Source organism: Psychroserpens damuponensis (genome assembly GCF_000826655.1).
Taxonomy (GTDB): Bacteria; Bacteroidota; Bacteroidia; order Flavobacteriales; family Flavobacteriaceae; genus Psychroserpens; species Psychroserpens damuponensis.
In genome coordinates this window covers 13,087-37,813 of the sequence record NZ_JXJO01000003.1, presented here as the reverse complement: position 1 = coordinate 37,813, position 24,727 = coordinate 13,087, and the positions used below count along the sequence as shown (strand labels likewise).

26 protein-coding genes are annotated in these 24,727 nt (G+C 32.9%); 9 read left to right on the top strand and 17 right to left on the bottom strand.

The genetic code is table 11. The annotated features are described in order from the left end of the window. Positions 1 to 32: 32 nt before the first annotated feature. The 6 genes from TD29_RS01785 to TD29_RS01755 all read right to left on the bottom strand — a co-directional run bounded on the left by TD29_RS01785 (position 33) and on the right by TD29_RS01755 (position 7,485). Entirely contained in the window at positions 33 to 575 is a 543-nt protein-coding gene (locus TD29_RS01785; RefSeq protein WP_040278495.1) for a hypothetical protein, read from the bottom strand. A 126-nt stretch (positions 576 to 701) separates the two neighbouring features. After that, the gene (locus TD29_RS01780) at positions 702 to 1,937 is read right to left on the bottom strand and encodes a DUF6638 family protein (RefSeq protein WP_040278493.1); all 1,236 of its coding nucleotides are present in this window, start codon (positions 1,935 to 1,937) and stop codon (positions 702 to 704) included. A gap of 60 nt (positions 1,938 to 1,997) precedes the next feature. Further along, entirely contained in the window at positions 1,998 to 2,579 is a 582-nt protein-coding gene (locus tag TD29_RS01775) for an NUDIX domain-containing protein (protein ID WP_040278491.1), read from the bottom strand. A gap of 2 nt (positions 2,580 to 2,581) precedes the next feature. Continuing rightward, positions 2,582 to 4,543, bottom strand: a complete 1,962-nt coding sequence (locus TD29_RS01770; protein ID WP_040278490.1) for an AAA family ATPase — start codon at positions 4,541 to 4,543, stop codon at positions 2,582 to 2,584. A gap of 126 nt (positions 4,544 to 4,669) precedes the next feature. Further along, entirely contained in the window at positions 4,670 to 5,698 is a 1,029-nt protein-coding gene (locus tag TD29_RS01765; RefSeq protein WP_084203367.1) for a hypothetical protein, read from the bottom strand. Between the two features lie 437 nt (positions 5,699 to 6,135). After that, positions 6,136 to 7,485 (bottom strand): coiled-coil domain-containing protein, encoded by a 1,350-nt coding sequence (locus TD29_RS01755; RefSeq protein WP_040278487.1) that lies wholly within the window; start codon positions 7,483 to 7,485, stop codon positions 6,136 to 6,138. 174 nt (positions 7,486 to 7,659) lie between these two features. On the opposite strand from TD29_RS01755, the gene TD29_RS01750 reads away from it, so the two are divergent. The 3 genes from TD29_RS01750 to TD29_RS01740 all read left to right on the top strand — a co-directional run bounded on the left by TD29_RS01750 (position 7,660) and on the right by TD29_RS01740 (position 9,019). Further along, on the top strand, positions 7,660 to 8,457 hold the full coding sequence (locus TD29_RS01750) for an MBL fold metallo-hydrolase (RefSeq protein WP_040278485.1): 798 nt from the start codon (positions 7,660 to 7,662) through the stop codon (positions 8,455 to 8,457). A gap of 131 nt (positions 8,458 to 8,588) precedes the next feature. Further along, a complete protein-coding gene (locus tag TD29_RS01745) occupies positions 8,589 to 8,819 on the top strand; it encodes a hypothetical protein (RefSeq protein WP_040278484.1) in 231 nt (76 codons plus the stop codon). A gap of 2 nt (positions 8,820 to 8,821) precedes the next feature. Then, on the top strand, positions 8,822 to 9,019 hold the full coding sequence (locus TD29_RS01740) for a hypothetical protein (protein ID WP_040278482.1): 198 nt from the start codon (positions 8,822 to 8,824) through the stop codon (positions 9,017 to 9,019). Between the two features lie 43 nt (positions 9,020 to 9,062). Here the strand turns inward: TD29_RS01740 and ettA are convergent, their stop codons facing one another. The 6 genes from ettA to TD29_RS01710 form a co-directional block, all read right to left on the bottom strand. After that, the gene (gene ettA, locus TD29_RS01735) at positions 9,063 to 10,754 is read right to left on the bottom strand and encodes an energy-dependent translational throttle protein EttA (RefSeq protein ID WP_040278479.1); all 1,692 of its coding nucleotides are present in this window, start codon (positions 10,752 to 10,754) and stop codon (positions 9,063 to 9,065) included. A 41-nt stretch (positions 10,755 to 10,795) separates the two neighbouring features. After that, positions 10,796 to 10,978, bottom strand: a complete 183-nt coding sequence (locus TD29_RS01730; protein WP_040278478.1) for a CAL67264 family membrane protein — start codon at positions 10,976 to 10,978, stop codon at positions 10,796 to 10,798. A 99-nt stretch (positions 10,979 to 11,077) separates the two neighbouring features. Further along, positions 11,078 to 11,800, bottom strand: a complete 723-nt coding sequence (locus TD29_RS01725; RefSeq protein ID WP_040278477.1) for a pirin family protein — start codon at positions 11,798 to 11,800, stop codon at positions 11,078 to 11,080. Between the two features lie 33 nt (positions 11,801 to 11,833). Beyond that, a complete protein-coding gene (locus tag TD29_RS01720; protein WP_040278475.1) occupies positions 11,834 to 12,271 on the bottom strand; it encodes a MarR family winged helix-turn-helix transcriptional regulator in 438 nt (145 codons plus the stop codon). Between the two features lie 57 nt (positions 12,272 to 12,328). Next, complete coding sequence (locus TD29_RS01715; RefSeq protein ID WP_040278474.1) at positions 12,329 to 12,859, bottom strand: NADPH-dependent FMN reductase; 531 nt, start codon at positions 12,857 to 12,859, stop codon at positions 12,329 to 12,331. 5 nt (positions 12,860 to 12,864) lie between these two features. Next, positions 12,865 to 13,221 carry a DoxX family protein gene (locus TD29_RS01710; RefSeq protein ID WP_040278473.1) on the bottom strand — a complete coding sequence of 119 codons (357 nt, stop codon included), beginning with the start codon at positions 13,219 to 13,221 and terminating at the stop codon, positions 12,865 to 12,867. A gap of 146 nt (positions 13,222 to 13,367) precedes the next feature. On the opposite strand from TD29_RS01710, the gene TD29_RS01705 reads away from it, so the two are divergent. From TD29_RS01705 to TD29_RS01690, 4 genes are read left to right on the top strand one after another with little or no spacing between them, the layout of a single operon-like run. Then, on the top strand, positions 13,368 to 14,996 hold the full coding sequence (locus tag TD29_RS01705) for an acyl-CoA carboxylase subunit beta (protein WP_040278472.1): 1,629 nt from the start codon (positions 13,368 to 13,370) through the stop codon (positions 14,994 to 14,996). A 3-nt stretch (positions 14,997 to 14,999) separates the two neighbouring features. Continuing rightward, the gene (locus tag TD29_RS01700) at positions 15,000 to 15,839 is read left to right on the top strand and encodes a hypothetical protein (protein ID WP_040278471.1); all 840 of its coding nucleotides are present in this window, start codon (positions 15,000 to 15,002) and stop codon (positions 15,837 to 15,839) included. A 10-nt stretch (positions 15,840 to 15,849) separates the two neighbouring features. Beyond that, entirely contained in the window at positions 15,850 to 16,731 is an 882-nt protein-coding gene (locus TD29_RS01695; RefSeq protein WP_040278470.1) for a hypothetical protein, read from the top strand. Next, positions 16,728 to 18,008 (top strand): MFS transporter, encoded by a 1,281-nt coding sequence (locus tag TD29_RS01690; RefSeq protein ID WP_040278469.1) that lies wholly within the window; start codon positions 16,728 to 16,730, stop codon positions 18,006 to 18,008. The genes TD29_RS01695 and TD29_RS01690 overlap by 4 nt, the downstream gene beginning before the upstream one ends. Here TD29_RS01690 and TD29_RS01685 read toward each other — a convergent pair. From TD29_RS01685 to TD29_RS01670, 4 genes are read right to left on the bottom strand one after another with little or no spacing between them, the layout of a single operon-like run. Beyond that, complete coding sequence (locus TD29_RS01685) at positions 17,998 to 19,059, bottom strand: AMP-binding protein (RefSeq protein ID WP_040278467.1); 1,062 nt, start codon at positions 19,057 to 19,059, stop codon at positions 17,998 to 18,000. The genes TD29_RS01690 and TD29_RS01685 overlap by 11 nt on opposite strands. A gap of 23 nt (positions 19,060 to 19,082) precedes the next feature. Continuing rightward, positions 19,083 to 20,252, bottom strand: coding sequence for a CPBP family glutamic-type intramembrane protease (locus TD29_RS01680; RefSeq protein ID WP_040278466.1), 1,170 nt, complete (start codon positions 20,250 to 20,252; stop codon positions 19,083 to 19,085). A 5-nt stretch (positions 20,253 to 20,257) separates the two neighbouring features. Next, positions 20,258 to 21,310: an o-succinylbenzoate synthase gene (locus TD29_RS01675; RefSeq protein ID WP_040278465.1), complete on the bottom strand. Its 1,053-nt coding sequence runs from the start codon at positions 21,308 to 21,310 to the stop codon at positions 20,258 to 20,260. A gap of 29 nt (positions 21,311 to 21,339) precedes the next feature. Next, positions 21,340 to 22,029 (bottom strand): DUF2490 domain-containing protein, encoded by a 690-nt coding sequence (locus tag TD29_RS01670; protein WP_040278637.1) that lies wholly within the window; start codon positions 22,027 to 22,029, stop codon positions 21,340 to 21,342. Positions 22,030 to 22,140: 111 nt separating this feature from the next. Between TD29_RS01670 and TD29_RS01665 the strand changes: the two genes are divergently transcribed. Both TD29_RS01665 and TD29_RS01660 read left to right on the top strand, forming a co-directional pair. Then, positions 22,141 to 23,043: a sterol desaturase family protein gene (locus TD29_RS01665; protein ID WP_040278464.1), complete on the top strand. Its 903-nt coding sequence runs from the start codon at positions 22,141 to 22,143 to the stop codon at positions 23,041 to 23,043. 82 nt (positions 23,044 to 23,125) lie between these two features. Beyond that, positions 23,126 to 23,917, top strand: a complete 792-nt coding sequence (locus TD29_RS01660; protein WP_040278462.1) for an SDR family oxidoreductase — start codon at positions 23,126 to 23,128, stop codon at positions 23,915 to 23,917. Positions 23,918 to 24,037: 120 nt separating this feature from the next. On the opposite strand, the gene TD29_RS01655 is transcribed toward TD29_RS01660, so the two are convergent. Continuing rightward, positions 24,038 to 24,715 carry a metal-dependent hydrolase gene (locus tag TD29_RS01655; RefSeq protein WP_040278461.1) on the bottom strand — a complete coding sequence of 226 codons (678 nt, stop codon included), beginning with the start codon at positions 24,713 to 24,715 and terminating at the stop codon, positions 24,038 to 24,040. Positions 24,716 to 24,727 lie beyond the last annotated feature (12 nt).

Below are 24,727 nucleotides of genomic sequence, written 5' to 3'. Positions count from 1 at the left end.
AGTTTATTATTTAATAATAACAGCAGTTATTGTTACATAAGACCCTTATCTTTCAATCGGTCACGTGCAGACTTTTCTTTTATAGTCTCTGTAGGTTCAGTTTTGATTTCTTTTTTAGCTTCTTCAACAACCTTAGGTTCTTTAGTTTTTAAATCTTCAATAAAATCTTTGCCTTTTTCTACTGCATTCTCAAACTTATCTTCTAACGATTCGCTTTGCTCTTCTATCACTTGACCTGATTTTAAAACAAAGTTGGCAACATAAGTTCCAATTAAAGTACCAACAGCAAATGAAGCAAATGCCGAAATACCTACGTAACTACTAAATATAGAAATAGGCGTTAAAAACTCAACAATTAATGCTGCAATTAATACAACGGTTACAATAAATAATATACGAGGTATGAGTGATTGCTGATAAATGAATCCCTTTTTACTATCTGGAGCCATTTGCAATTCTTTACTATTAACTATTTTATTTACGAAGCGATACATTCCGTTTCCATTGGATTCTCTCCAATAGAGAAAAATCCCAAAAAGTACTGCTGCAATAAATATTATTATTTCTATTCCCATGTTTAAAAAAGTTTAATGTTGTAAGCACGACGTTTAACATTCCCTACCTTACTCAAATTAATTTTGTACTGTCTATTTCAATTTTTTAACGGCTTGACAGTCATCTATAAAATTAGTCTAATTTTATTAAATATTGTTACTAATCCTTTCGATCACCCAGTCTTTTAAAGAATCATCCCAAGTTACATATTGTTTATAAAACTCTTCTTTATCATACCAATATAAAAACAACACATCCTTTGGTGCAATATTAATAAGCAGCTTCCAAATTAAATCTTGATGTGCAGGACTTAAGCTAGAATGTGGTTCGTGCATGGCAGCAAATACATCGTCATCTATAATATCTGAAATTTTATATTGATTACTAGATTCTAGTTTTTCTAAATACCGCTCAACACTCATCACTTTTTTACGCGTATCAATATCAACTTTATTCAAATAACTTTTAAATAATAAAGGATCATTTAAAATATCTCTAATTGGATGTTGCGTATCTTTTAAATGTTGTGAAAATTCAAATTTTTTGATACGTTCATAACGTTTTGTTTGCACAATCTCTTCCAAATCATAGGCGATAATGATATGATCACGAAGTTTCTCCATGAGTTCTGGTTGCGAAATATGAAATATTGTAACCTCTTGAAACGTATCTTTAATAGCTTCTTTATACCATTTCATATCTTCAAACACAACTATTGGTGTAATAAAATCTCTAAGCACGTACACACCTCCAAATGATTTGGTGTAAAATGAGTCTGTAACATAATTTACCGATCGCAATTCTAAATCACGTTCTCTTAAATCACCATATTTATTAGCAGATTCTAATAATTGATTTTGTAAATCTTCATCAATAAAATTATTACCTGTTTTAAACTTTTCTATAAGTGCTAATTGATCCTCTCTTACATGATCTAGATTATCAATAAGATGAAATTTTATTGTCACAATTTGATAACGCAACACATCTAATGGCTCATAAAAAGCATCAATACTTTGATCAAAATCAATACATATTGCAGAATCTCTAGTAATATCATTAATGCGTTCTCCATGAACTTTAAATACAGATTGCATCATTTCTCTATCAAAAGTATGATAAGGAATATACACTGGTTTTTTATGTTGAAGAGGCGAAATAATAATACCATGCGGATTGGATTCTCCATTACATAAATAGTTGCCGTTGTTTTTTTCTTCGGAAATTTCCGGACTCCAACCCATACCATCTATATGAAAATGCGTTAATTTGGTTTCGGTGAAGCCCAACTTTTTTAAGCATTTATTATAACGCTCAACCAGTTTACCACTCACCGGAATTAACTCACTTCTATATAAATTAGCTGCTTTTAGTTTTTGCATCTTGTATCGGTCTTTCGGCTCCGCTTAAGATAAACTTAAGTGGTAATCTATTTAATAATTTTAAAATATTTTTATTTGAGCATGCTGTAATAGCATAATTGTTTTAGCATCGATAATTTTACCATTTTCTAGTAAATCTAAGGCTTCATCAAAAGCCATTTCAATGATTTCGATATCTTCATTTTCAGAATCGAGTCCACCTCCTTTTTCAATTTTCATTGACGCATCATAAGCTCCAACAAAACAAGAAAAACGTTCTGTGCTACCTCCTGGAGTTGCATATGCCTCATATACTTTTTTTAGATTAGTAATATGATAACCTGTTTCTTCAAGAAGTTCTCTTTGCATGGCTATTTTAGAAGATACATCGTTATTATCAATGACTCCTGCAGGAACTTCTAATAAAAAACCAGTGTCGTGACCATTTAAATACGCTGGTAACCTAAACTGTTTTACTAAAATAATGCTACGATTTTCTAAATTATAAAGTAAAGCTGCAGCAGCATTACCACGCTCTAAAACTTCCCACGTATTGGTTACCCATTGCTCATTTTTAAGTTGATAATCAAAGGTTATTTGTGATAGCTTAAAAAACTTATGAGATAAGATGTGACGTTTAATATCTTTTACGCGATTGCTCATGATTATGATTTTTGTCCAAATTGCTCTCTAGCTTCGGTTTCTATATTTAATTGATTAATTCTAGCATCTACTTTTCGTTTAAAATCGGTATCTGCAATCGTTGCTACGTTATCTAAATAGCGCACGACTTCTTGACGTCTAATTTCAGAAAAATCTAAACCTTTCATATTAGCACGCATCAATTCTTGTAACATATTGAACTTGGTATCGTAATCTTTTTTGAAATAAATTTCTGGGTTATTAAACCAATCTTCTTCTAAATCAAAATCTGTTAAACGTAACGACACAGCACTTTGAATATTACGCACATCACGAGATGAAAAGAACGGAAATATATTTTGAATCTCTTTATACAAATTGGCATAAAATAAATGATGATTGGTTTTAAAATGGCTTGCCGCTTTATCATACGCCTCTAAAACACGTTCTTCGGTTGGTTTATCAGATACATTAAAGATTTCTCCCATATTTTTTGCCAAACCTTGATTTTGCAAATAACTGTAGTTTTCTGGACCATGCATGTTTACAAAATCTGGCATTGTCGTGTCTAGTTTTCTCCACCACAAATGATCTTGATCTAGGAAATCATGCTCTGTACGCGCACCATCAATTTTAAAACGACCTTGCACACGAGAAATAACGGCTTTATCTAGCATTTCTGGTAAGTTCGTGAATAATCCTATAGAACTATTTCCGTAGTTAACAGCGTACGCTCCTTCGGTATATCTCAAAAACACACCAATAACTTCTTTTACACCTGCGGAAACTCCCTGAGCTGTACGTTCTTGCAAATTGTTTTCGGCATCGTCTATTGGAGCAAAAATTAATTTACTTGGATCTTGCATTGGTTTCATCCAATCTACCATTTTTTCGGCAGAACCTCCTTGAAATGTAGAAATTAGCGTGTCTGGCATTGGGTGAAACAAAAACGGAATATCGAGATTATCACTATGCTCTTTTAGTCGTGTTGCGATAGCAGCAATCAACATACTTTTTCCTGTTCCTGGAATACCATAACCCATAAATACTGGCATAAAACCACCTAATTCTTGAAACGGATTCTTTTTAGCCTCAAAATCGTAACTCAACATACGCTCTGTTAAACGACGTGCAAAATGCTTAGCATCTCTGTTTCCTACAATTTGCTCAAATTGAATTTTATTAAACTCAACACTTTTAGCGGTTCCTTGAAACACATTATCCCAACCTGAAATTGCAAACTCTGAATTTGCTAATTTGTAGGTTCTATCCACAATAGTTTCTGTATACTCTAAACTGCCTCTGCGCATTTGAATTTCGGCAATTAAGGCTTCAAAATACACGACAGTAAAATCGATAACATCTTTATCTGTTTTAATGATTTCTGGATGCCCTAAATATTTATCATAATAAAATAATGCACATGAAATTCCTTTTAAAGGTGACATTAACGACACTTCTGGGATACCAGCAAACTTGTTTTTCATGACGCTTAAATCGTCTGAAGCAACCGTTTTTAAATCATGTAAAACCTTATAAGCGGTTGAAAACAACATAAAAGCTGTAGCTGTTTGCATTTTACTTTCGTATTCTCGTTTTCCAGAATTATCTAAGGCAGATCTATTTTCTGACAAACTAGATAAACCTGAAGAATCGTAGTAACTGTCTTTAGCCCAAATCCCTAATGTAATACCTTCTTGAACAGCATAAAGGGTTTGGTTTAAACAAATAGGAATTGCAATAGACTCTGGTAACAACCGCTTTTTTAATTCTAAAATTGTTTTTGAAACCGAAGTTACATCTGTTACTCCATTTCCTTTGGCGCGAGATAAATACAATAATATAGACTCATCTTTAGCGTCTTTATCTTTGTTTTTTGCACGCTGACCTTGTTCCCATTGAATACTTTTTATATAGGAAGTAGCTTCATCACGAAGCATATCGAGTTCATTTTGTTTTATAGGAAATGTTGAGTTGTGTTCCATGTTTTAGTCTTCAGTTGGCAGTCTTCAGTTTTCAGTATGTACTCTTACGACTTATTATTATTTAAAATTATCTATTTCATTCTCTTCCTTTTGAAGGAATTGATTCTATTATTTATTTTTTCATTTTCAAGTCTGCAATTTGAATTGGCCTTTAGCTAACTTATTCATAATCTCAGGTGTTTTATTGTATAACAATTGTATAATTCTATGAGGAGCAAACACATAGCGTTGTCTAAAAACGGTACTCCATTTTTGAAAGGTTTGTTTATTAAAAAAACTACCTTCTTTAAACTCGCTTTGTGACGTTACTTCGTCTATTTTAAAGGATATGGCATAAGATTCTAACGGAATTGCTTTTTCGGCAATACCAGTTAAAATAGCATGTGTTACTTTATTTTCATCTTTAGCAAACACATTATGAATTGGCCCTAAATCTACCCGTTTTATAAGCTTTGGAAACAGTTTTGGGAGTCGTTTATCAATGCCATAAGCCATGGTGTCCATAGCCATTTCTCGATCGGCAATTGTTTTTAAAGCATGGTAAATATCACCTCTATCTTTTATAGGGTTGCCATCATAATTAAAATACATGTAGCAAATAAATGGCCTATTGTGTGAGACATCATAAAAACTCCAACTTACCATATATTCAGCAGGAGATTCTTGTGGTGCATCAATGATTTTACCTTGTACAAAACGATTAAATATAAATTCTTTTTTAGCCGATTTATAATATACAATTGATGATGCTTGAAACAACTTACGTTTTGAAATGGGTTCTTTTTTTCTTAAAAGTGTATCTAGAAATTCTTCTTTTAAAACCGCTACATCTGTAAGTTTTTCTAAATAATCATCACGCAAACCCAAATCGTTAAACAAATATCTAAATTCTAAATAATTAGGAAAACCAGAATCGGTTAAATCAACTTTCATATTCTCTTCATCATCATACATGTATTTTACACGCATGGCTTCAATAGAATACAAGAGTAAATCGGAATATTGCTTAAACAATAAAATCTCTGTTTTTTCTAAGATTTGCTTTTGTTGAACGGCAACAATGAGTTCTTTAAGCGAAAAATCTACCATTTTATGGTAAAATATATATTGCTCTTTGGAGTCTAATATTGCAGAATCTAATGGTGTTACAATCATTTTTTTTCGCTCTTAGCTTTTAGTTATTGGCAATTAGCCATAAGCAAACTATGGTTTTTATAAGTTATATGTCTCTTTACAAACGTGTTTGTTTGTTGTTACTGATTTTGTTCGGTCTTCTGAAATTTTAATTTCTTGGATTTGAGAACACTCGTCATGATTATTAGAATCATGTATACAAAGAATTGCGATAATTGAAACTAAAATCACTGATATTGAAAACACAATGGTTTGCTTCATAACTGTTTTTGAGTTTTGAGTGCGTATTTGAGTAAGCGCGTTAAGGATGGAGGCATTTGTTGAAGCTCCTCGAAGAGAGCGACTGCCGAGAGCCTGACCTTTTGCTGTGCTATACTTTAACAAGCTGAATGACCTCAATTGCAAAAGGTAACGCCCAACGTTACTAAAGCGCAGTTGGACTTACCATTACAATTATTTTAAGACAATAAATCGTCGTTGTTAGTTTCTGGTTTTGGCTCACCTGCTGGTTCTCCTGCTCCATCATCTCCTGAAGGTGCATTAGCATCTGCCGAATAGTAATCTTCAAAAATCTCTTTCATATCGATACCGTAACGCTCGGCAAAATTCTTTTGAATAGATTTATCTTTTTCTCTAATTTCGTTAAGAGCCTCGGCATAACTACCATAAACGCCTTGCATTACTTTTTCGTGCACCGGAATATTATCCATCATTTCTTGACGTGCTCTCGCGCTTGCTGTATGCATAGATGCTAAGGTTTCTCCAATATGCTCATCGGTTTTAACACCTAGATGCTCTAAAATTGCAGCAAATTCTTGATCTGTACGTGCTTTTAAAGCTACTACATAACCGTCATAATATTTGAGACGCTCATCGGTATCACTTTTTAACTTTGCACGATGTGTTTGTAAGTTACTACGTAATGATGTTAATACTTTAATGGTTAAATTATGTTTGTGCACAAAACTATCTTTTGAAGCGGCAAGAGTAGTATAGGCGTTTTTAAGTCCTTCTAACTCTTCTACTTTTTGTTCTAGTGTTGTTACTTTGCTTAAGGCTTCTGAATACTCTGTAGATTGTTTGTCTGCAACTTCTTCTAAGGCTTGACGCGCTTGTTTTAAAATAGCGTATTGTTCTTCTAGCTTGTCTTCTACTTCTTTTTTCTTCTGAAGTGCTTTTGTATGGTTATTACTTGCTTCTACAATAGCTGTTTTTAAGCTCTCCTCGACTTCTTTGATTTCAACCTCTCTATCTTTAAGACGCTTAATGGCTGCTTGACTTTTAAATGATAGTTCATTTAATAAGGTTTGAACATCTGCAGTTTCAATACGTTGTTGAAACATTGCTTTTGCTTTATTATCTGCGCCTTCACGAACTTTTTTTGCAGCTGCTAACTCTTGCTCTGCATCTTTTATTTTACCTTTTCTTCCAAAGAGGTTATTCCAAAATGTATCGGGTTTAGCGTTAGCGTCTTCTAATTCTATTTTTGCACGTTCTAATCGCTTTACAGCATCGTCAATGATTTTTTGTTCTGACGCGTTTAAAGCTGAGAACCCTTCAAACATAATACCAACTTCATCTTGATAATCTGTCAAATCCTTAATCGCATCTAGTAAAGTAGAACGATCTTTTTCTGCCATATCAACAACATTATCTAATGTAGCGTTTAAGATTTTTTGACGACTTTCAGGATCATCTTCTTGAGCAAGCTTTGACTTCATTTGGTCAATGGCTTTTCCCCAATTGACATCAACTTTTTCGGTTTTTTCGTTGGAATTTGTTTCTAATAAATCAAAATCATCAGACATATTTATAACATGTATTAAGGTTGAACACTATTTAAGACTAGCAATTTCGTTAAAAAATATGATTTTAAAAACATAAACTACTTAAAATATATGTAGCAAAAGGTAATGTTTTGTTACAAATTATATTCTTCATCGAATAGTTGTTATCTTTAGTTTTTAATAAAAATATCTATTATGAGAAATACTTATTTGCTCTTATTAACATTATGTGTTGTTGTACTTTCATGTAAAACAGAGACTAAAAAACAACCTATTAAAGCTATGACAACCAGCACAAAAGATTTGGTTGCGCAACAATCAACTCAAGACGATACACTATTAATTCACCCTGTTTCTCATGCAACCATGGTATTATCATATGGTGACGATGATATTTATGTAGATCCTACAGGAGGTGCTGATGCTTTTAAAAGTTTTTCTTCTCCGGAAATTGTACTGATCACAGATATTCATGGTGACCATTTAAATATTGAAACTTTACAAGGCTTAGATTTAACTAATGCTACTGTTATAGCTCCAAAAGCTGTAGTTGATAAATTTCCGAAGGATTTAAAAGTAGAAAAAACGGTGACTCTCAATAATGGTGACTCTATAACGTTGAATGGCCACACGTTTGAAGCTATCCCAATGTATAACTTAAGGGAAGAAGCGCTAAAATATCATCCTAAAGGTCGAGGAAACGGATATGTTTTAACAATAAATGATGAACGTATTTATATCTCTGGTGATACTGAAGATATTCCTGAAATGAGAAATCTTAAAGCTATTGACAAAGCTTTTGTATGCATGAATCTACCTTATACAATGACTGTAGAAAGCGCTGTAGGTGCTGTTTTAGAGTTTAAACCTAAGCAAGTTTACCCTTATCATTATAGAGGAACAGATGGGTTAAGTGATATAGAATTATTTAAAACCCTTGTAAATCAGGGTGATGAAAGCATTGAAGTCGTGCAATTAGAATGGTATAAATAGTACAATTGTTAATTATTTTTATTTAATTGTTTATAAGTTTTATCGATAAAGTGTATTTTTTTTCAGACTAAGTGCTTTTATATGCATTTATTTTGTACCTTTGATAACCAAATCATTATAAATATAGCGATATGCTAAAGACTTATATATCAAATACATTACTTGTTAGCACAATGCAGCTTACGATTGTACTTATTGTCACTGCCACGATTTTCTTAGTTTTTATTGCTGTAGCAATAATTAAGATGTATAAATTAAAAGCAGAAAACAAACGTTTACTAGATAACAGTTTTTACAAGTCTGAAATTGACAAGAGCTATCAAGATTTTACTGATGGACATTTATATGATAACAATAATTAGTTATGTTAGATCTTATCGCTCCTAGTGTCTCTGTGCTTATTACTATATTTTTTGCACTTAAAGTAAAAAAACATCTTTATGTTTATGAACACGAACATTCAATACAAAAAGAACAAGACACATTTGAAACCAACTTAGAGACCTTAAAAAAGATAGACCACTCCAATGATTACAAAATGGGTTCAGGTCATATATATTAAAAAGAAAGCCAGCTGGCTTTCTTTTTAATATCCTTAATGCGTTTTATCTCACTAATTTTTTATATTTAATACGCTTAGGCATTAAATCACCTCCTAAACGTTTCTTTTTGTTCTCTTCATAATCTGAGAAACTACCTTCAAAGAAATAGACTTGACTATCTCCTTCAAACGCTAATATATGTGTACAAATACGATCTAAAAACCATCTATCGTGAGAAATCACCACAGCACAACCTGCAAAATTCTCTAAACCTTCTTCTAATGCTCGCAACGTATTAACATCAAGGTCATTGGTAGGCTCATCTAAAAGTAAAACGTTACCTTCTTCTTTTAATGTCATTGCCAAATGCAAACGGTTACGCTCACCACCAGACAATAATTTAACAGCTTTGTTTTGTTCACTTCCAGAGAAATTAAAGCGACTTAAATACGCTCTAGAATTCACCTGCTTTCCTCCCATCATTACCATTTCTTGCTCATCACTAAAGTTTTGCCAAATTGATTTTTCGGGATCAATATTAGAATGTTTTTGATCTACATAGGCTAGTTGAGCTGTTTCACCAACTTTAAATTCACCTTTATCTGGAGTTTCTTCTCCCATTATCATTCTAAAAATTGTTGTTTTACCAGCACCATTTGGTCCAATAACTCCAACAATACCTGCTTGAGGAAGATTAAAATTTAAATCTTCATATAACAATTTATCATCGTAACCTTTGCTAACACCTTTGGCTTCAATAACATTGGTTCCTAAACGAGGGCCATTTGGAATGTAAATTTCAAGTTTTTCGTCAAGTTGTTTTTGATCTTGACTCATCAATTTGTCATAGTTTTTTAAACGTGCTTTTTGCTTTGTTTGACGACCTTTTGCACCTTGTTTAACCCATTCTAACTCACGTTCTAATGTTTTTTGACGCTTAGAAGCGGTTTTACTTTCTTGAGCCATACGTTTAGATTTTTGATCTAACCATGAAGAATAATTTCCTTTCCAAGGAATCCCCTCTCCTCTATCGAGTTCTAAAATCCAACCTGCAACATTATCTAAAAAGTATCTATCGTGAGTCACGGCAATTACTGTTCCTTTATATTGCGCTAAGTGATGCTCTAACCAGTGTACAGATTCAGCATCTAAGTGATTGGTAGGCTCATCTAATAATAAAACATCAGGCTCTTGCAGCAACAAGCGACATAAGGCTACACGACGACGCTCACCACCAGAAAGCACTCCAATTTTTTTATCACCATCTGGAGTACGTAATGCATCCATAGCAATTTCTAATTTGGTATCTAATTCCCATGCATTGGCAGCATCTATTTCATCTTGAAGTACAGCTTGTCTATCCATTAACTTTTGCATCTTATCTGCATCTGAATAGACTTCTTCAAGACCAAACATGTCGTTAATTTTATTATACTCATCAAGTATAGCAACAGTTTCTGCAGCGCCTTCTCGAACAACTTCCATTACTGTTTTCTCATCATCTAATTGAGGCTCTTGCTCTAAATATCCTACTGAGTAGTCCTGTAAAAAGGTAACATCACCCTGGAAATTTTTATCTACACCTGCTATAATTTTTAGCAAGGTCGATTTACCAGAACCATTAAGTCCTAATATTCCAATTTTAGCGCCATAAAAGAAGCTTAAATATATATTTTTTAAAACTGGTGTTTGGGCACTTTGAAATGTCTTGGTTAAACCAGACATTGAGAAGATTACTTTTTTATCGTCAGACATATATGTTTTATTTTGAAATTAAAAAATTGAGTTAAAAATGACTACATCCTGCCTTTTAAAGCATTGAATACCCATGCTATGCAAAAAAATCCACCACCTACTGCTGCAAATCCCCAGCCAGCAACATCATCGTATCTAAAAGCACCTAAAGCGATTAAACTTAAACCAACTATTATCATTATTGTAGTAGCCCAAGCTAATACTGTATTCTTATTCATTGCCATAATCTATTTTTTTAAGCGAATTACAAATATCGTATTTTTTAACCAAAAAAAGCATTCGATTACTGAATGCTTTTTTACAATTTATTAACGAAAGTTCACTCAATTTACTGGAACCTCAATGAACAACAATTCCGAATTTTCATTAGCTAAACACGAAAATTTGTGTGTAGCATAAACTCCTAATGCATCACGAGGTCCTAAAATTTGATTATCCATTGTAACTGCTCCACTTATTACCATAACATAAACGCCATGATTTTCAGTTTTTAAAGTATAATCAAACATGTTACTCTCATCTAAATACAATCGAGATATCTTAGCGTCTTGATGAATTTTTAAGACATCATCATTAGCATCATCCATTGATGACACTAAAATTTGAAGCTTATTCTCTCTATCTTTTTTATTAAAATGTTTTTGATCGTATCGAGGTGATACATTATATTGATTAGGTATAATCCATATTTGAAATAAGCTCAAATGCTCATTAATCGACCCATTAATTTCTGAATGCTGTACACCTGTTCCTGCAGACATTACTTGAACTTCACCTGGCAAAACTTCTTGCCAATCGTCATGAACAATATCATCCTTGTGCTTTAAAACACCCTTTAAAGGAATGGTTATTATTTCCATATTGTCATGAGGATGAGTTCCAAATCCCATTTTTGGCGCAATTATGTCGTCATTTAAAACGCGTAACGCACCAAAATTTATTTTCTCGTTATCATAAAAGCTTGCAAAACTAAACGAATGATGTGCTTGCAACCATCCGTGATTGGCAAAACCTCTATTATTTGCTCTATGTACAATTGTTTTCATATGTATTCAACACCTAAGTGGTTTTTCTTTTAATTATCTAATTCTATCCAATAAATCGCTTAATTGAGTAGCCTCTTCTACTGTAATATTTTCTAACAAATTTTTAGGTTTCTTATTAGATATTGCAATTAATAGATCTAAACCATTTTTAGTAATATTAATATGTACAACACGTCTATCATTTGGGCATGGTAAACGTTCAATGAGTTCTTTGGCACATAATTTATCCATTAATCGCGTCGCATTTGGCGAGCGTTCTAACATTCTATCTTTTATCGTTTGAACATTTAATGGTTCTCCTGCTCCTCTTAAAATTCTAAGTATATTATACTGTTGCTGTGATATACCAAAATCTTTAAAAAATTCATTTTGAGTACTCGTAATCCAGTTTGCAGTATAAATAATGTTGAGCATAGCTTTTACCCTATTATTCTCAAATTTTGAATTGATATCTCTTGCTAAATCTCCCATAAAATTAATAGTCAATGTTTAATAAAGGCATCCAATGTAATTATACTGTAAAACAGTCTATAAACTATCTTGAAATTTTGTAACTTCTTTTAAAAGCTCTTCTCTTAATTTGTTATTCGTTATTTTTCCTTCGGAAAAGTTATCCCCAAACAACGGTAGAGAAAATTGACCAACAATATGTCCTCCCATATAAGGAAAACGACCTTTAGCAATATCTAAAACACTAGCTCCTCCTCGACCTCCTGGAGAAGTTGCCATTAATAACATAGGTTTATCACTCCATAATTTTCCATCAATACGAGACATCCAATCAAAAATATTTTTAAAAACTGTTGCATAAGCTCCATTGTGCTCTGCTAAAGAAAGAAGTAATCCATCTGAAGATTTTATATGCTCCAAAAACACTTTTGCGTTCTCAGGAATACCGTGTTGTACTTCGTAATCTATTCCGTAAACCGGTAATTCAAAATCATTGAGATCTAAAACCGTGACCTCTGCATCTTCTACCAAAGATGATGCATAAACGGCTAATTGCTTATTTATCGATTTTACACTGTTAGTTCCAGCAAATGCTATAATTTTTTTCATGTCTATTATTTATTAATTCTTTTGTAAAATACGTATGATACTCCTAATAATATTAGAGCGACTAAAGCTCCTGTTTGTTCTCCGTCACTTATCATGTAATGCGCAAAAAATGCTAATATAAAAGCAAAAAAGAATGCTGAATAAGCCCATTCCTTTAGTGCTTTGAAATTAGGCATCCACAATGCTACAAGTCCCAATAGTTTGGCTACTGCATAAGGATATATGATATAGGTTGGATAACCAAAATTCCTGAACATTGCCGATACATCATCATGCTTAAAAAAATACATGCTTACCGAAAACAGCATTAACAATGTTAATAATCCAGTTGCGATATAGTAAATAATTTTATCTCTTTTCATTTTATAAGGTGTTAGTTAGGGTACAAATATAAAACAAAATTATTATATATTCCTAGGAAAATATTTCCATGTAAGTTATTTTAACAAAATATTCGCTTTATAATATGTTTAGGGTTTCGTAAATTCGTAGGAAATAAAAAAACACTATGGATTTAAACTTCAATAAAAACGAAGATCACAATAAATTACTACTGTCAGACCTTAAAAAAAGGTTAGCTAAAGTTAAACTTGGAGGTGGTGAAAAGCGCATAGAAAAACACCATGCAAAAGGAAAAATGACAGCTAGAGAACGTGTTAACTTTCTTTTAGACTCAAAAAAACCATCTATCGAAATTGGTGCATTTGCTGGTGAAGGCATGTACGAGGAGCATGGCGGCTGCCCATCTGGAGGCGTTGTAGTAAAAATGGGATACGTTAAAGGCAAGCAATGTATTGTTGTTGCCAATGATGCTACGGTAAAAGCTGGAGCATGGTTTCCTATTACTGGAAAAAAGAATCTTCGTGCTCAAGAAATAGCTATTGAAAATCGTTTACCCATTATATATTTAGTCGATTCCGCTGGTGTGTATTTACCAATGCAGGATGAAATTTTTCCAGATAAAGAACACTTTGGTCGCATATTTAGAAATAATGCGGTGATGAGTAGCATGGGAATAACACAAATTGCAGCCGTTATGGGAAGTTGTGTCGCAGGTGGAGCATACTTGCCAATCATGAGTGATGAAGCTCTCATTGTAGATAAAACTGGAAGTATTTTTCTCGCTGGTAGTTATTTAGTGAAAGCGGCTATTGGAGAATCAATTGATAACGAAACTTTAGGTGGTGCAACTACACATTGCGAGATTTCTGGCGTTACCGATTATAAAGCTAAAGACGATAAAGATGCATTAGAAACCATACAACGATTAATGGATAAAATTGGTGACTATGATAAAGCTGGGTTTAATAAAACTGATGCTAAAAAACCAAAAGAAAATCCTGATGATATCTTCGGAATTTTACCTAAATCTCGTGCAGACCAATACGATATGAAAGAAATCATCAAACGATTGGTTGACAATAGTGAGTTTGATGAATATAAAGAAGGTTACGGAAAAACAATCATTACAGCCTACGCTCGCATTGATGGCTGGGCCGTTGGGATTGTTGCCAACCAACGTAAACTTGTAAAAACCAAAAAAGGCGAAATGCAATTTGGAGGTGTCATATATAATGATAGTGCAGATAAAGCCACACGTTTTATTGCCAATTGTAACCAAAAGAAAATTCCGTTAGTGTTTTTGCAAGATGTTACCGGTTTTATGGTAGGAAGTAAATCTGAACATGGAGGTATTATCAAAGATGGTGCAAAAATGGTAAATGCAGTGAGTAACTCTGTGGTACCAAAATTTACTATTATCCTCGGAAATAGTTATGGTGCAGGAAATTACGCTATGTGCGGAAAAGCTTATGACCCAAGATTAATTGCGGCTTGGCCAAGTGCAGAATTAGCCGTAATGAGTGGAAACTCTGCAGCTAAAGTTTTGCTACAAATTGAAAAAGCATCACTACTTAAAAAGGGTGAGAACATTTCCGAAGAGAAAGAAAAAGAGCTTTTTGACAATATTAAAAATAGATATGATAATCAAGTGTCGCCTTATTATGCTGCATCGCGTATTTGGACAGATGCCGTGATCAATCCGTTAGACACCAGAACTTGGATTAGTATGGGAATAGAAGCTGCCAACCACGCTCCTATTGAAAAACCTTTTAATATGGGCGTTTTACAAGTTTAATTTATGAAATATATTCTCTTTTTATGGTGCCTTTATTCTAGTTTTAGTTTTTCTCAATCTAAAAACAATAGCGTAAATCCTAGATTTGAATTTCATACATTAAATTCAAAACAATTTAACGATACCGCATTGAGTTATACAATTTCTAATAAGGATACATTTTATCTTGAAAAACAGAAATTTCTAGATTTAAGTACATTTCAATATGATAAAGAGAAAACACCAAAGCTAATAGAACGTTATAAAACATCTGTTTTTTTTAATTCGCAAAAACGATCAAAAAGAACATATCGTTTATTACAATGGAAGGTACCTGTGGTCATTTACTTTGATAAAGAAATTCCCAATAGGATAAAAAAAGAAGTTAAAACGTTTTATAAACAAATTGAAAACGTTGACAATTTAAGTGTCTCATTTACAAACAATATAAATAAAGCTAACTATAGAATTAAAATTACAAGCGACACGTTTAATACTAATTCTATAAATTACGATAACCTTGAAAAGTATCAGAAATTTACTCATTTCTTTGATTTTTGCAGCTATTCTGTAATTAAAGATAACAGCGATGGCGTTATTGGTTGTACCTTAAAAATAAACCGCGAACAATTAAAAACAGATGATTATTTACTTTCAAATATAAAACAAGGCATATTTTTAAGCTTAGGTCGCTTTTTCATGAATCCTAAATTAATAGATGAAAGTTTGTTAACTAATACCATTTATGTTAATAATCCTGTACTTAGTGATTTAGATGTATCACTTTTAAAATTACACTATTATCAGTTATATAATAGACGAATTGATGGAACTGATTTTGAAAATCTTTTCCATACCAATTAAACGAGATCATATGAAATCAACACTTAGTTTTGCATTACTTTTTCTCTTTTCTATAACTTGTTTTTCTCAACGAAAACCTAAAGTCGTTGAGCGTCATTATACACCTCTAGAGGTCTACCACGAAACATATAAAACGCCTTTAACCAAAAAGGATTCTCTAAATTTTATAGTTAGAAATGATAAAACATTAGTCTTAATTACAAAAAAAATGAAAACTAAAGGGACTTATGTAGACTATGTGTTTAAAGATTCAACATTTTTAAATCAGTATAAAAAAGTTGCGTTTAATCATAAAAGTGATAGTATAGATAACGAAACAAGCATGAAGTATTGGAAAAAAGACATCAAATTATTTTTTGCTAAGTCTATTTCTAAAAAAGAGAAAAAATCTATTTTATCTTTCGCTAAGGAAATTTCAAAAAAAGTAGATTCGTTACATATATATGAGGCAAAAAACCATTCAGACTCTAATTACACCATCTATTATTCTAGTGATTATGAGTATGATGTCAATTTAAAAAAATACAATAATGCTAATTTTTGGGTGTATTGGTACAATAACAATCAATTATACAAAGGAGCAATAAAAATAAACAATGAGAAATATTTTAGCGAATCACTGAGAATTGCTAAAATCAAAGAACTTCTATTTCAGTCATTAGGATATTTTGAACTATCTAATGAACTTAATTGTAATAGTTATTTTTCAAACTGTTTCTCTGAAAATAAACAAATAACCGATTTTGATTACGAATTACTCCAATACCATTATTGTTATGGAATTTGTAAAGGAACATCACTAGGTACCTTTGAAGCGCAACATGAAAGCGTAAAAGAAACCATGAGTAAACACACGCATTCCATTCATAGATTTCATTATCCAGATAATTGAAAAATAAAACCACTAAATCTCCAGCATACATTATCATCCTTCTAATTTTAGCAGGAGAAGCCGTTTTTATATTACCTTTTGTATTACAACGCATATTTAGACCAACTTTTCTAGAAACATTTGCTATTAACAATGTGCAATTAGGCAGTTGTTTTTCGGTGTATGGCACAGTTGCATTTTTCTCCTATTTTTTTGGAGGACCATTAGCCGACAAATTTAAACCACACGTTTTAATGTCTGTAGCCTTAATGCTCACAGCTTGTGGCGGATTTTATCTTGCCACTTACCCGTCACTCATAAATCTTCATATTTTATATGGGTTTTGGGGATTCACAACCATTTTTCTTTTTTGGGCTGCCATGATTAAAGCCACAAGACTTTGGGGAGGAACAGACAAACAAGGCATTGCTTTTGGGTTTTTAGATGGAGGTCGTGGCTTAGTTGCTGCTCTTTTTGGATCGGTTGGTGTAATTATATTTTCCTTATTTATTACTTCGGAAATTGAACAAACCACACTAATTGAGCGTCAAGAAGCCTTCAAACAAGTCATTATTTATACCTCTTTAGCTATCTGTGTTGTAAGCATACTCGTTTTCTTTTTCTTGAAAGGCCTTAATCCTTCCGAAGAAAATATAAGTATTACAAAACCTAAATTGACTTTTTCAGATTTTAAAATTGTCATGAAAACACCTTCAGTTTGGTTATTGATGATCATTATACTTTGTGCTTACTTCGCATATAAAATGACAGATGTATTTAGTTTATATGCTAAAGGTGTTATGAATTATAATGATATAGAAGCTGCTAAAGTAGGCACATATCTATTGTATATGCGACCCATAATTGGAGTTATCATAGGTGTACTTGCAGATCGAACCAAAGCATCATTATGGATTGTTATAGGCTTTTTGCTTATGCTAATAACTAGTACAGTTTTTGCAAGCGGATTAATAGATGATACCGCAACATTAATGTTTATGCTTTCCATTGGAGTTATGGCCATAGGTGTATATTCTGCAAGAGTACTTTATTTTGCAACCTTAGAAGAAGGCAAAATCCCAATAGCTCTAACAGGTACTGCAGTAGGTTTTATATCTATAGTTGGCTATACTCCAGATATTTTTGCAGGTCCTTTAATGGGATATTATTTAGACAAATATCCAGGAGCATTAGGGTTACAGTATACGTTTGGCATAATGTCTATTTTTGCAGGTATTGGTCTTGTTGCTGCTTATGCATTGTTTCGTTTACCAAAAACTAAAACAACTAAGCTTTAATTTTTTTTAGCGTCTCTTTACGCTGTATTTTCCCTGTATCTGTCATTACAAATTGAGGTACTGCATATGTTTTCTTCGGAATTTCAAGTTTTGCTAATCCGTTAAACACCGTTTTATCCAATGTTGTATCTTCGGCTTCAATAACTAATATAAGTTGCTCTCCTAGAGTGTCATTAGGCTCTGAAGCAATAAAAAATTGTGTTTTAATAAGGCCTTTTAATTGCTCTTCTATTTGCTCTGGAAATAATTTTAATCCACCCGAATTTATAACATTATCAACACGACCAATCCACTCAAAAGTGGTTTTAGAGTGTAATTTCACAATATCATTAGTTACCACTTGTGTTGATGCTACTTTGGGTGCATCAATCACCAAACATTCTCTGTCATCTTGAGAAATGGTCACATTTGGTAAAATTTCAAAATGTGGTTGCTGTTGTCCGTTGTTTAATGGTTTCAAAGCTATATGCGTAGCAGTTTCTGTCATACCGTACGTTGCATATACTCTAGTTTTTAAGTTTTGAGTAGATGCTATAAGATTTTTAGATACCGATGATCCACCTACAATCATAACATCTACATTATGCAAATAACTTAATGTAGATTTTAATTGCATGGGCAACATAGCGCAAAAGCTATATTTCTTTTCATAATCAAATATAGGTTGAGAAGTTGGCTCAACAAGATCTACCTCTAAACCTAAAATCATAGCACGTACCAACATCATTTTACCGGCAATATATTGCGTGGGCAAACAATGTAATGATGTATCACCAGGTTCTAAACCCAAATAATTACCTGTGGCAATACAGGAGTTGACCATAGCCTGCTTGTTTAGCTTTATTATTTTTGGTGTTCCTGTAGATCCAGAGGTTTGCGCTAACACAAAGTCTTTTTCGCTTAACCAATCTAACAAGAAGTCTCCTGTACTCTTTTCAAAAGGCTCACCTTCTTTCACCAAACTATAAGCAACTTCTTTAAGATCCTCATGGTCATAATTGTTTCCGTTGAGTTTAAATTTTAAATGAACTTTATCAAATGTTGGAGTCATAATATTTCGGTTTAAAACAATAATTAACCTATGATTTTATAGTCATCTTTTGGTGGCTCTTCAATTTTACCAAATAATTTTTCTTTCCAATTGGTCCATTTATACACTTTAGAAAACACAAAAAGTATTATTGGAAACATTATAAACACTGGCACTACCATGTCAATTAATTCTAATTTTGGTTCAGCAATATCTTTTAAGATGGAATGCGTTTGAAAAGCCGTCCAATCTGAAGTTACCAATAAGGCCGTAAACAAATTATTAGCGGCATGAAAGCCTAGCGCTAACTCTGTACCTTCATCCATAAGGGTCATAATTCCTAAAAACAAACCTGTACCTATGTAATAAATTAATAACGAGTAACCTAGTTTTCCTATTTCGGGATTGGCAATGTGTAGTAAGCCAAAAATAGCCGATGTTATCAATAGAGGCGACCAATTACGTTGACAAATATTTCTAAGGCTATTGAAAGTTTGAGATTCAAAACCATTCGTTTTTTTAATGATTTGAAATACAATTATACCAACTGTAATTACAGCTATTAACAGTAAGCTATTTTGTAAATATCCAATCGTATATTTAATATTAACAATAATAAACATTGGTATTGTAATCAACGAGATTAAAAATGCAAATGGAAAAAACTTATCTGTAGTTGCCACTCCAAAACCCTGCATTAAGTAACCTCTAAACAAATATTCTTCTAAACTAGTTTGTATTGGGATTAAGGCAATGGCGATGACTGCAAGAATAATAAAGCGTTGCATTTCAAAATTGTAAACATAACCATCGGGAGCTAAGTAAAAATAGTCTACCAAAACGAGTGCAGATGACAAGATTCCCCAAAAGAAAAAAGCAAACCAAATACGTTTCCAATCTAGTTTTGATCTAGAGGTGGCAATGGCTGTCATTTTTTGCTTATGAATAAATTTTACTGCTAAATATAAGCCTATAAAACCAACTGCAAATGACAATAGAGCTAAAAGCAAAAACACATTAGAATCTAATAGAGAATACATAGATGATTCGTCAATTAGTTGCAGGTTTCCACCATCTTGAATCACTTTTATAATTACTGCTCCTAATAATGGAAATTGACCAACTATAGCTGCTATAAAAACAATCATTGATCCCATTAAGTATTTCCAAAAATCATGCTCTACTTTAAAGGCTTGTGCAATAAATTTATTCATTTTTATTAGAGTTTAATATCGAGAAGTGAGGTGTTCCAATCTCGATTATTTTCGTATTGCAATGTACCATTTTTTACAATTAATGGCGAATCAAAATTATTAGAAAACAAACTTCCTGTGCCTAGACCTTGTGGCATTTTATTATGTCGTGTAAATGTCCATTGTGCAATGGCATTTAGTCCAATATTACTTTCTAGTGCGCTTGTAATCCACCATTTGATATTTGCATTTTCTGCTAAGGCAATCCATGATTCGCTACCTTTAAATCCGCCTACCAAAGTTGGTTTTAAAATGATGTATTGCGGATTAATAACCGACAAAAGTTCTTTCTTTTTTTCTTCGGAAACGATACCAATCAACTCTTCGTCTAAAGCAATAGGCAAAGGCGTACTTTCACATAATCTGGCCATAGCTTCCCATTGTCCTTGTTTTATAGGTTGCTCTATAGAATGTAAATCAAATGCAGACAAGTGTTTTAGTTTTTCTAATGCTTCATTAGGAGCAAATGCACCATTAGCATCAACGCGAAGTTCTATATCTTTTGCTGAAAATTCTTGACGAATAGATTTAAGAAGTTCCATTTCCGAAGAAAAATCTATAGCACCAATTTTTAATTTTATACACGTGAAACCAGCATCTAATTTAGTTTTGATTTGCTGTTTCATGAAGGCTTTGTCTCCCATCCAAATCAATCCGTTTATTGAAATTGGCGCTCGGTTTAGAGTAAAACTCGACGGAAACAAATGAAAACCATTCTCACTTTGTAGAGATTTAAACGCCATCTCTAAGCCTATTTGAATGCTCGGAAAATGGATAAGCTCAACAAGAAGTTTTTCTAAACCTAAGTTGATATTGTCACAAGCCCATTGTAGTTTTTGCTCATAATTTGGTGTATCATCAACGCTAAGGCCTTTGAACATGCCACATTCTCCAATACCAGTTTTGCCATCTTTTGTTAAAATGATAAACCAAGTGTCTTTGATTTTTAGTATGCCTCGAGAAGTTCCGCTTGGGTTTTTAAACTGGAGTTTGTAATGTTTAAATGATGCTTGTATCATTGTGCGACCAATAATTAGATATGCTAAATTTAGAAATTATGATGAAAACTCAATTGTAATTGTGCTTTACCAACACTATTTGTTTTTTGGTTCATCCAACCTAATTGAAATTTCATTCCTTTTTTTAAGATGTAACCCACACCTAAATAGGTTCTATTGCGATCAAAAAATTCTACGTCTCTATTATCACCAATATCGCGTTGTCCGTTTACAAAAAGCTCATTGTATAATGCAGCATAAATGGCTCCTTTTTCTAGAGCACTTTTATTAAAAGGTACATTCATAAATAGGTTGTAACGGTAACGCGTTCTAAAATCTTGATCTTCTACAAAACGCTGCTCGTATCTAAAACGATGTGTTAAGTACACACGATTTCCTAATTTTTGTGGAATTAATGCTTCTTGATAAATTCGGCTTTCGGTTGATGTATCATCACTATCTCCAAATGCTCCAGACGTAATATGTGCATAACCTAAGGTAAATTTTGCATTGACGCCTTCTGGTCTATAGGTTAATCCAGAGCGTAATAATAATTGCTCTAAATCGCCTCCAAGATTCCAATTTCGGTATTGAATATCTCCTTGCATACCAAATTTACTGTCTTTAAATTGTGTATCATAAAAATACATATACCATGCACCTGTTTTACCAGATTCTACTTGAGCAAAAGATTTAATTGAGATACATAAAAGAATGAGCAGTGTAAGCTTTAATTTCATAGTTAGTGGTTTTTTTGTAAAAATAATGTGCATAAATTAACTTTAAAAATTGAAAGCATCAAATAACAGATGTTTAACAATTTTGTACTTTAGCTAAAAGTATCAATTCACATGCAAGACCCAAATTTTCCTAATATTATTTTATTTGCCATTCCGTTTTTTGTAATTGCCATGGCATTAGAATTGTATGTAACCATCAAACAAGGTGCTAAAACCTATGAATCTAAAGACGCCTTTTCCTCAATTGCTATGGGATTAGGCAATGTAATTCTTGGTTTTTTTAGCAAAGCCATAGTATTATTGGCCTTTTTTTACATTTATGAACACTTTAGAGTATTCACTATACCTGTTACTTGGTGGAGTTTTATTTTAATATTTTTTGCCGATGATTTTGCTTATTATTGGTTTCATCGCATTTCACATGAATGTCGTTTATTTTGGGCTTCTCATGTGGTACATCACTCGTCCCAACATTACAATTTAAGTACTGCATTACGCCAAACCTGGTCTGGCGGATTTTACTCTTTCGTGTTTTGGTTATGGTTACCACTTTTAGGTTTTCATCCTGGTATGATTTTATTACAAATGTCTATTAGTTTATTGTATCAATTTTGGATTCATACTGAAACCATTGACAAACTCCCAAACTGGTTTGAAGCCGTTTTTAACACGCCTTCTCACCATCGTGTTCATCATGGAAGTAATCCTTTATATCTAGACAGAAATCACGCAGGAATTTTAATTATTTGGGATCGCTTATTTGGTACGTTTCAAGCTGAATTAAAAGAAGAAAAAGTGGTGTATGGCTTGGTGACAAACATTAATAGCTATAATCCAATAACGATTGCTTTTAAAGAATGGTATCACTTATGTAAAGATGCTTTTTTTGGTCGGAAATCGTTAAAATCAAGAATCCTTTATCTATTTAAACCTCCTGGTTGGCGACATGATGGTACAGGACAATCCTCGGATGATTTGAGGCGTGAGTGGATAGAATCTGTGGATAGGAAATAGTGTTTGGTGTTTGGTGTTTGGTGTTTGGTGTTTGGTGTTTGGTGTTTGGTGTTTGGTGTTTGGTAAGTTAAAAAAATAGGATATGACATTTAAAAACAAAGTGGTTTGGATTACTGGAGCTTCTAGCGGAATTGGAAAAAGCTTAGCCATCGCCTTATCACAATATGACTGTAAATTAATCTTGTCTGCCAGAAGAACTGAAGTATTAGAACAGGTGAAATCACTTTGTAAACAGCCTGAAAAGGTTATGGTATTGCCTTTAGATTTGGCAGAAACTGATACTATGACACCAATTGCAGAGCACGCTATTTCGGCATTTGGTCGTATTGATGTTTTGGTTAATAATGGTGGTATTAGTCAGCGTTCTCCAATTATAGACACTACGATTGCTGTAGATCGAAAACTCATGGAAGTTGATTATTTAGGAACCGTTGCTTTATCTAAAGCTGTATTACCTCATTTTATTGCGCAACAATCTGGTCATTATGTGGTGGTATCTAGTTTAATGGGAAAATTTAGTTCGCATTATCGCTCTGCCTATTGTGGTGCAAAACATGCCTTACATGGCTTTTTTGATGCCATGCGTTTAGAACATGATAAAGATAACATAAAAGTGACTTTAATTTGTCCTGGTTTTGTAAATACCAATGTCGCAAGAAATGCTTTAACTGGTGATGGCAGCAAACAAACGCATCAAGATGATATGACAGAAAACGGATTGGATGTGGATGTTTTTGTTAAAAAAATGATTACAGCCATACAAAAAGAAAAATTTGAAGCCTATATTGGCAAGTTTGAACGCTTTGGCGTGCTTGTAAAACGATTGTCACCTAGATTGATTCATAAATTGGTGATGCGCAGTAAAGTTAGGTGACATTTAATTCAAAACGCTCGTTAAGGACGAGCGCTTTAAATCAATTAGGTGATAAGCTACATTCTATTTTGAATAGCAACAGTTTGGTAAGAGTGGATATTTCCGTGGTAATCAAAAAAACTACAACTCAATACTTTCACCAATATCTAATAACATGAGGTCTTTATCTTTGTCAAAGAATTTACGTTTGGCAACTTCGTGATCAATTTCTATATAACCAAAGGTGTCAAAATGGTAACCCAACACTTTGTCACAGCCTACAAAATCACTGGCTAGAATAGCTTCGTCAATTCCCATCGTGAAATTATCACCTATCGGCAGAATGGCTAAATCGAGTTTGGTGAATAATGGGATAAGTTTCATATCCATTGTTAAGGCTGTATCTCCTGCGATGTAAATGTTTTTATGCTCACCTTCTATAATAAAACCTCCTGGTTGCCCACCATAACTACCATCTGGAAAAGATGAGGTGTGTATGGCATTGACGTATTTTACGTTTCCGAATTCAAAATCCCATTGTCCGCCATGATTCATTGGGTGATTTTCTATACCTAATTTATCATAGTGTGTCGCAATTTCAAAATTAGAAACTACAACAGCTCCTGTACGTTTTGCAATGGCTTCAACATCTAAAATATGATCTTGATGTGCGTGCGTAACCAAAATATAGTCGGCTTTAAGTGATTCTATATCAATGTGCGCTGCTTTTGGATTTCCAGAAATAAATGGATCTACGAGAATATGAACATCTTCAATTTTGATGCCTAAACTTGCGTGACCGTAAAATGTAATTTGCATACTCGTGCGTAT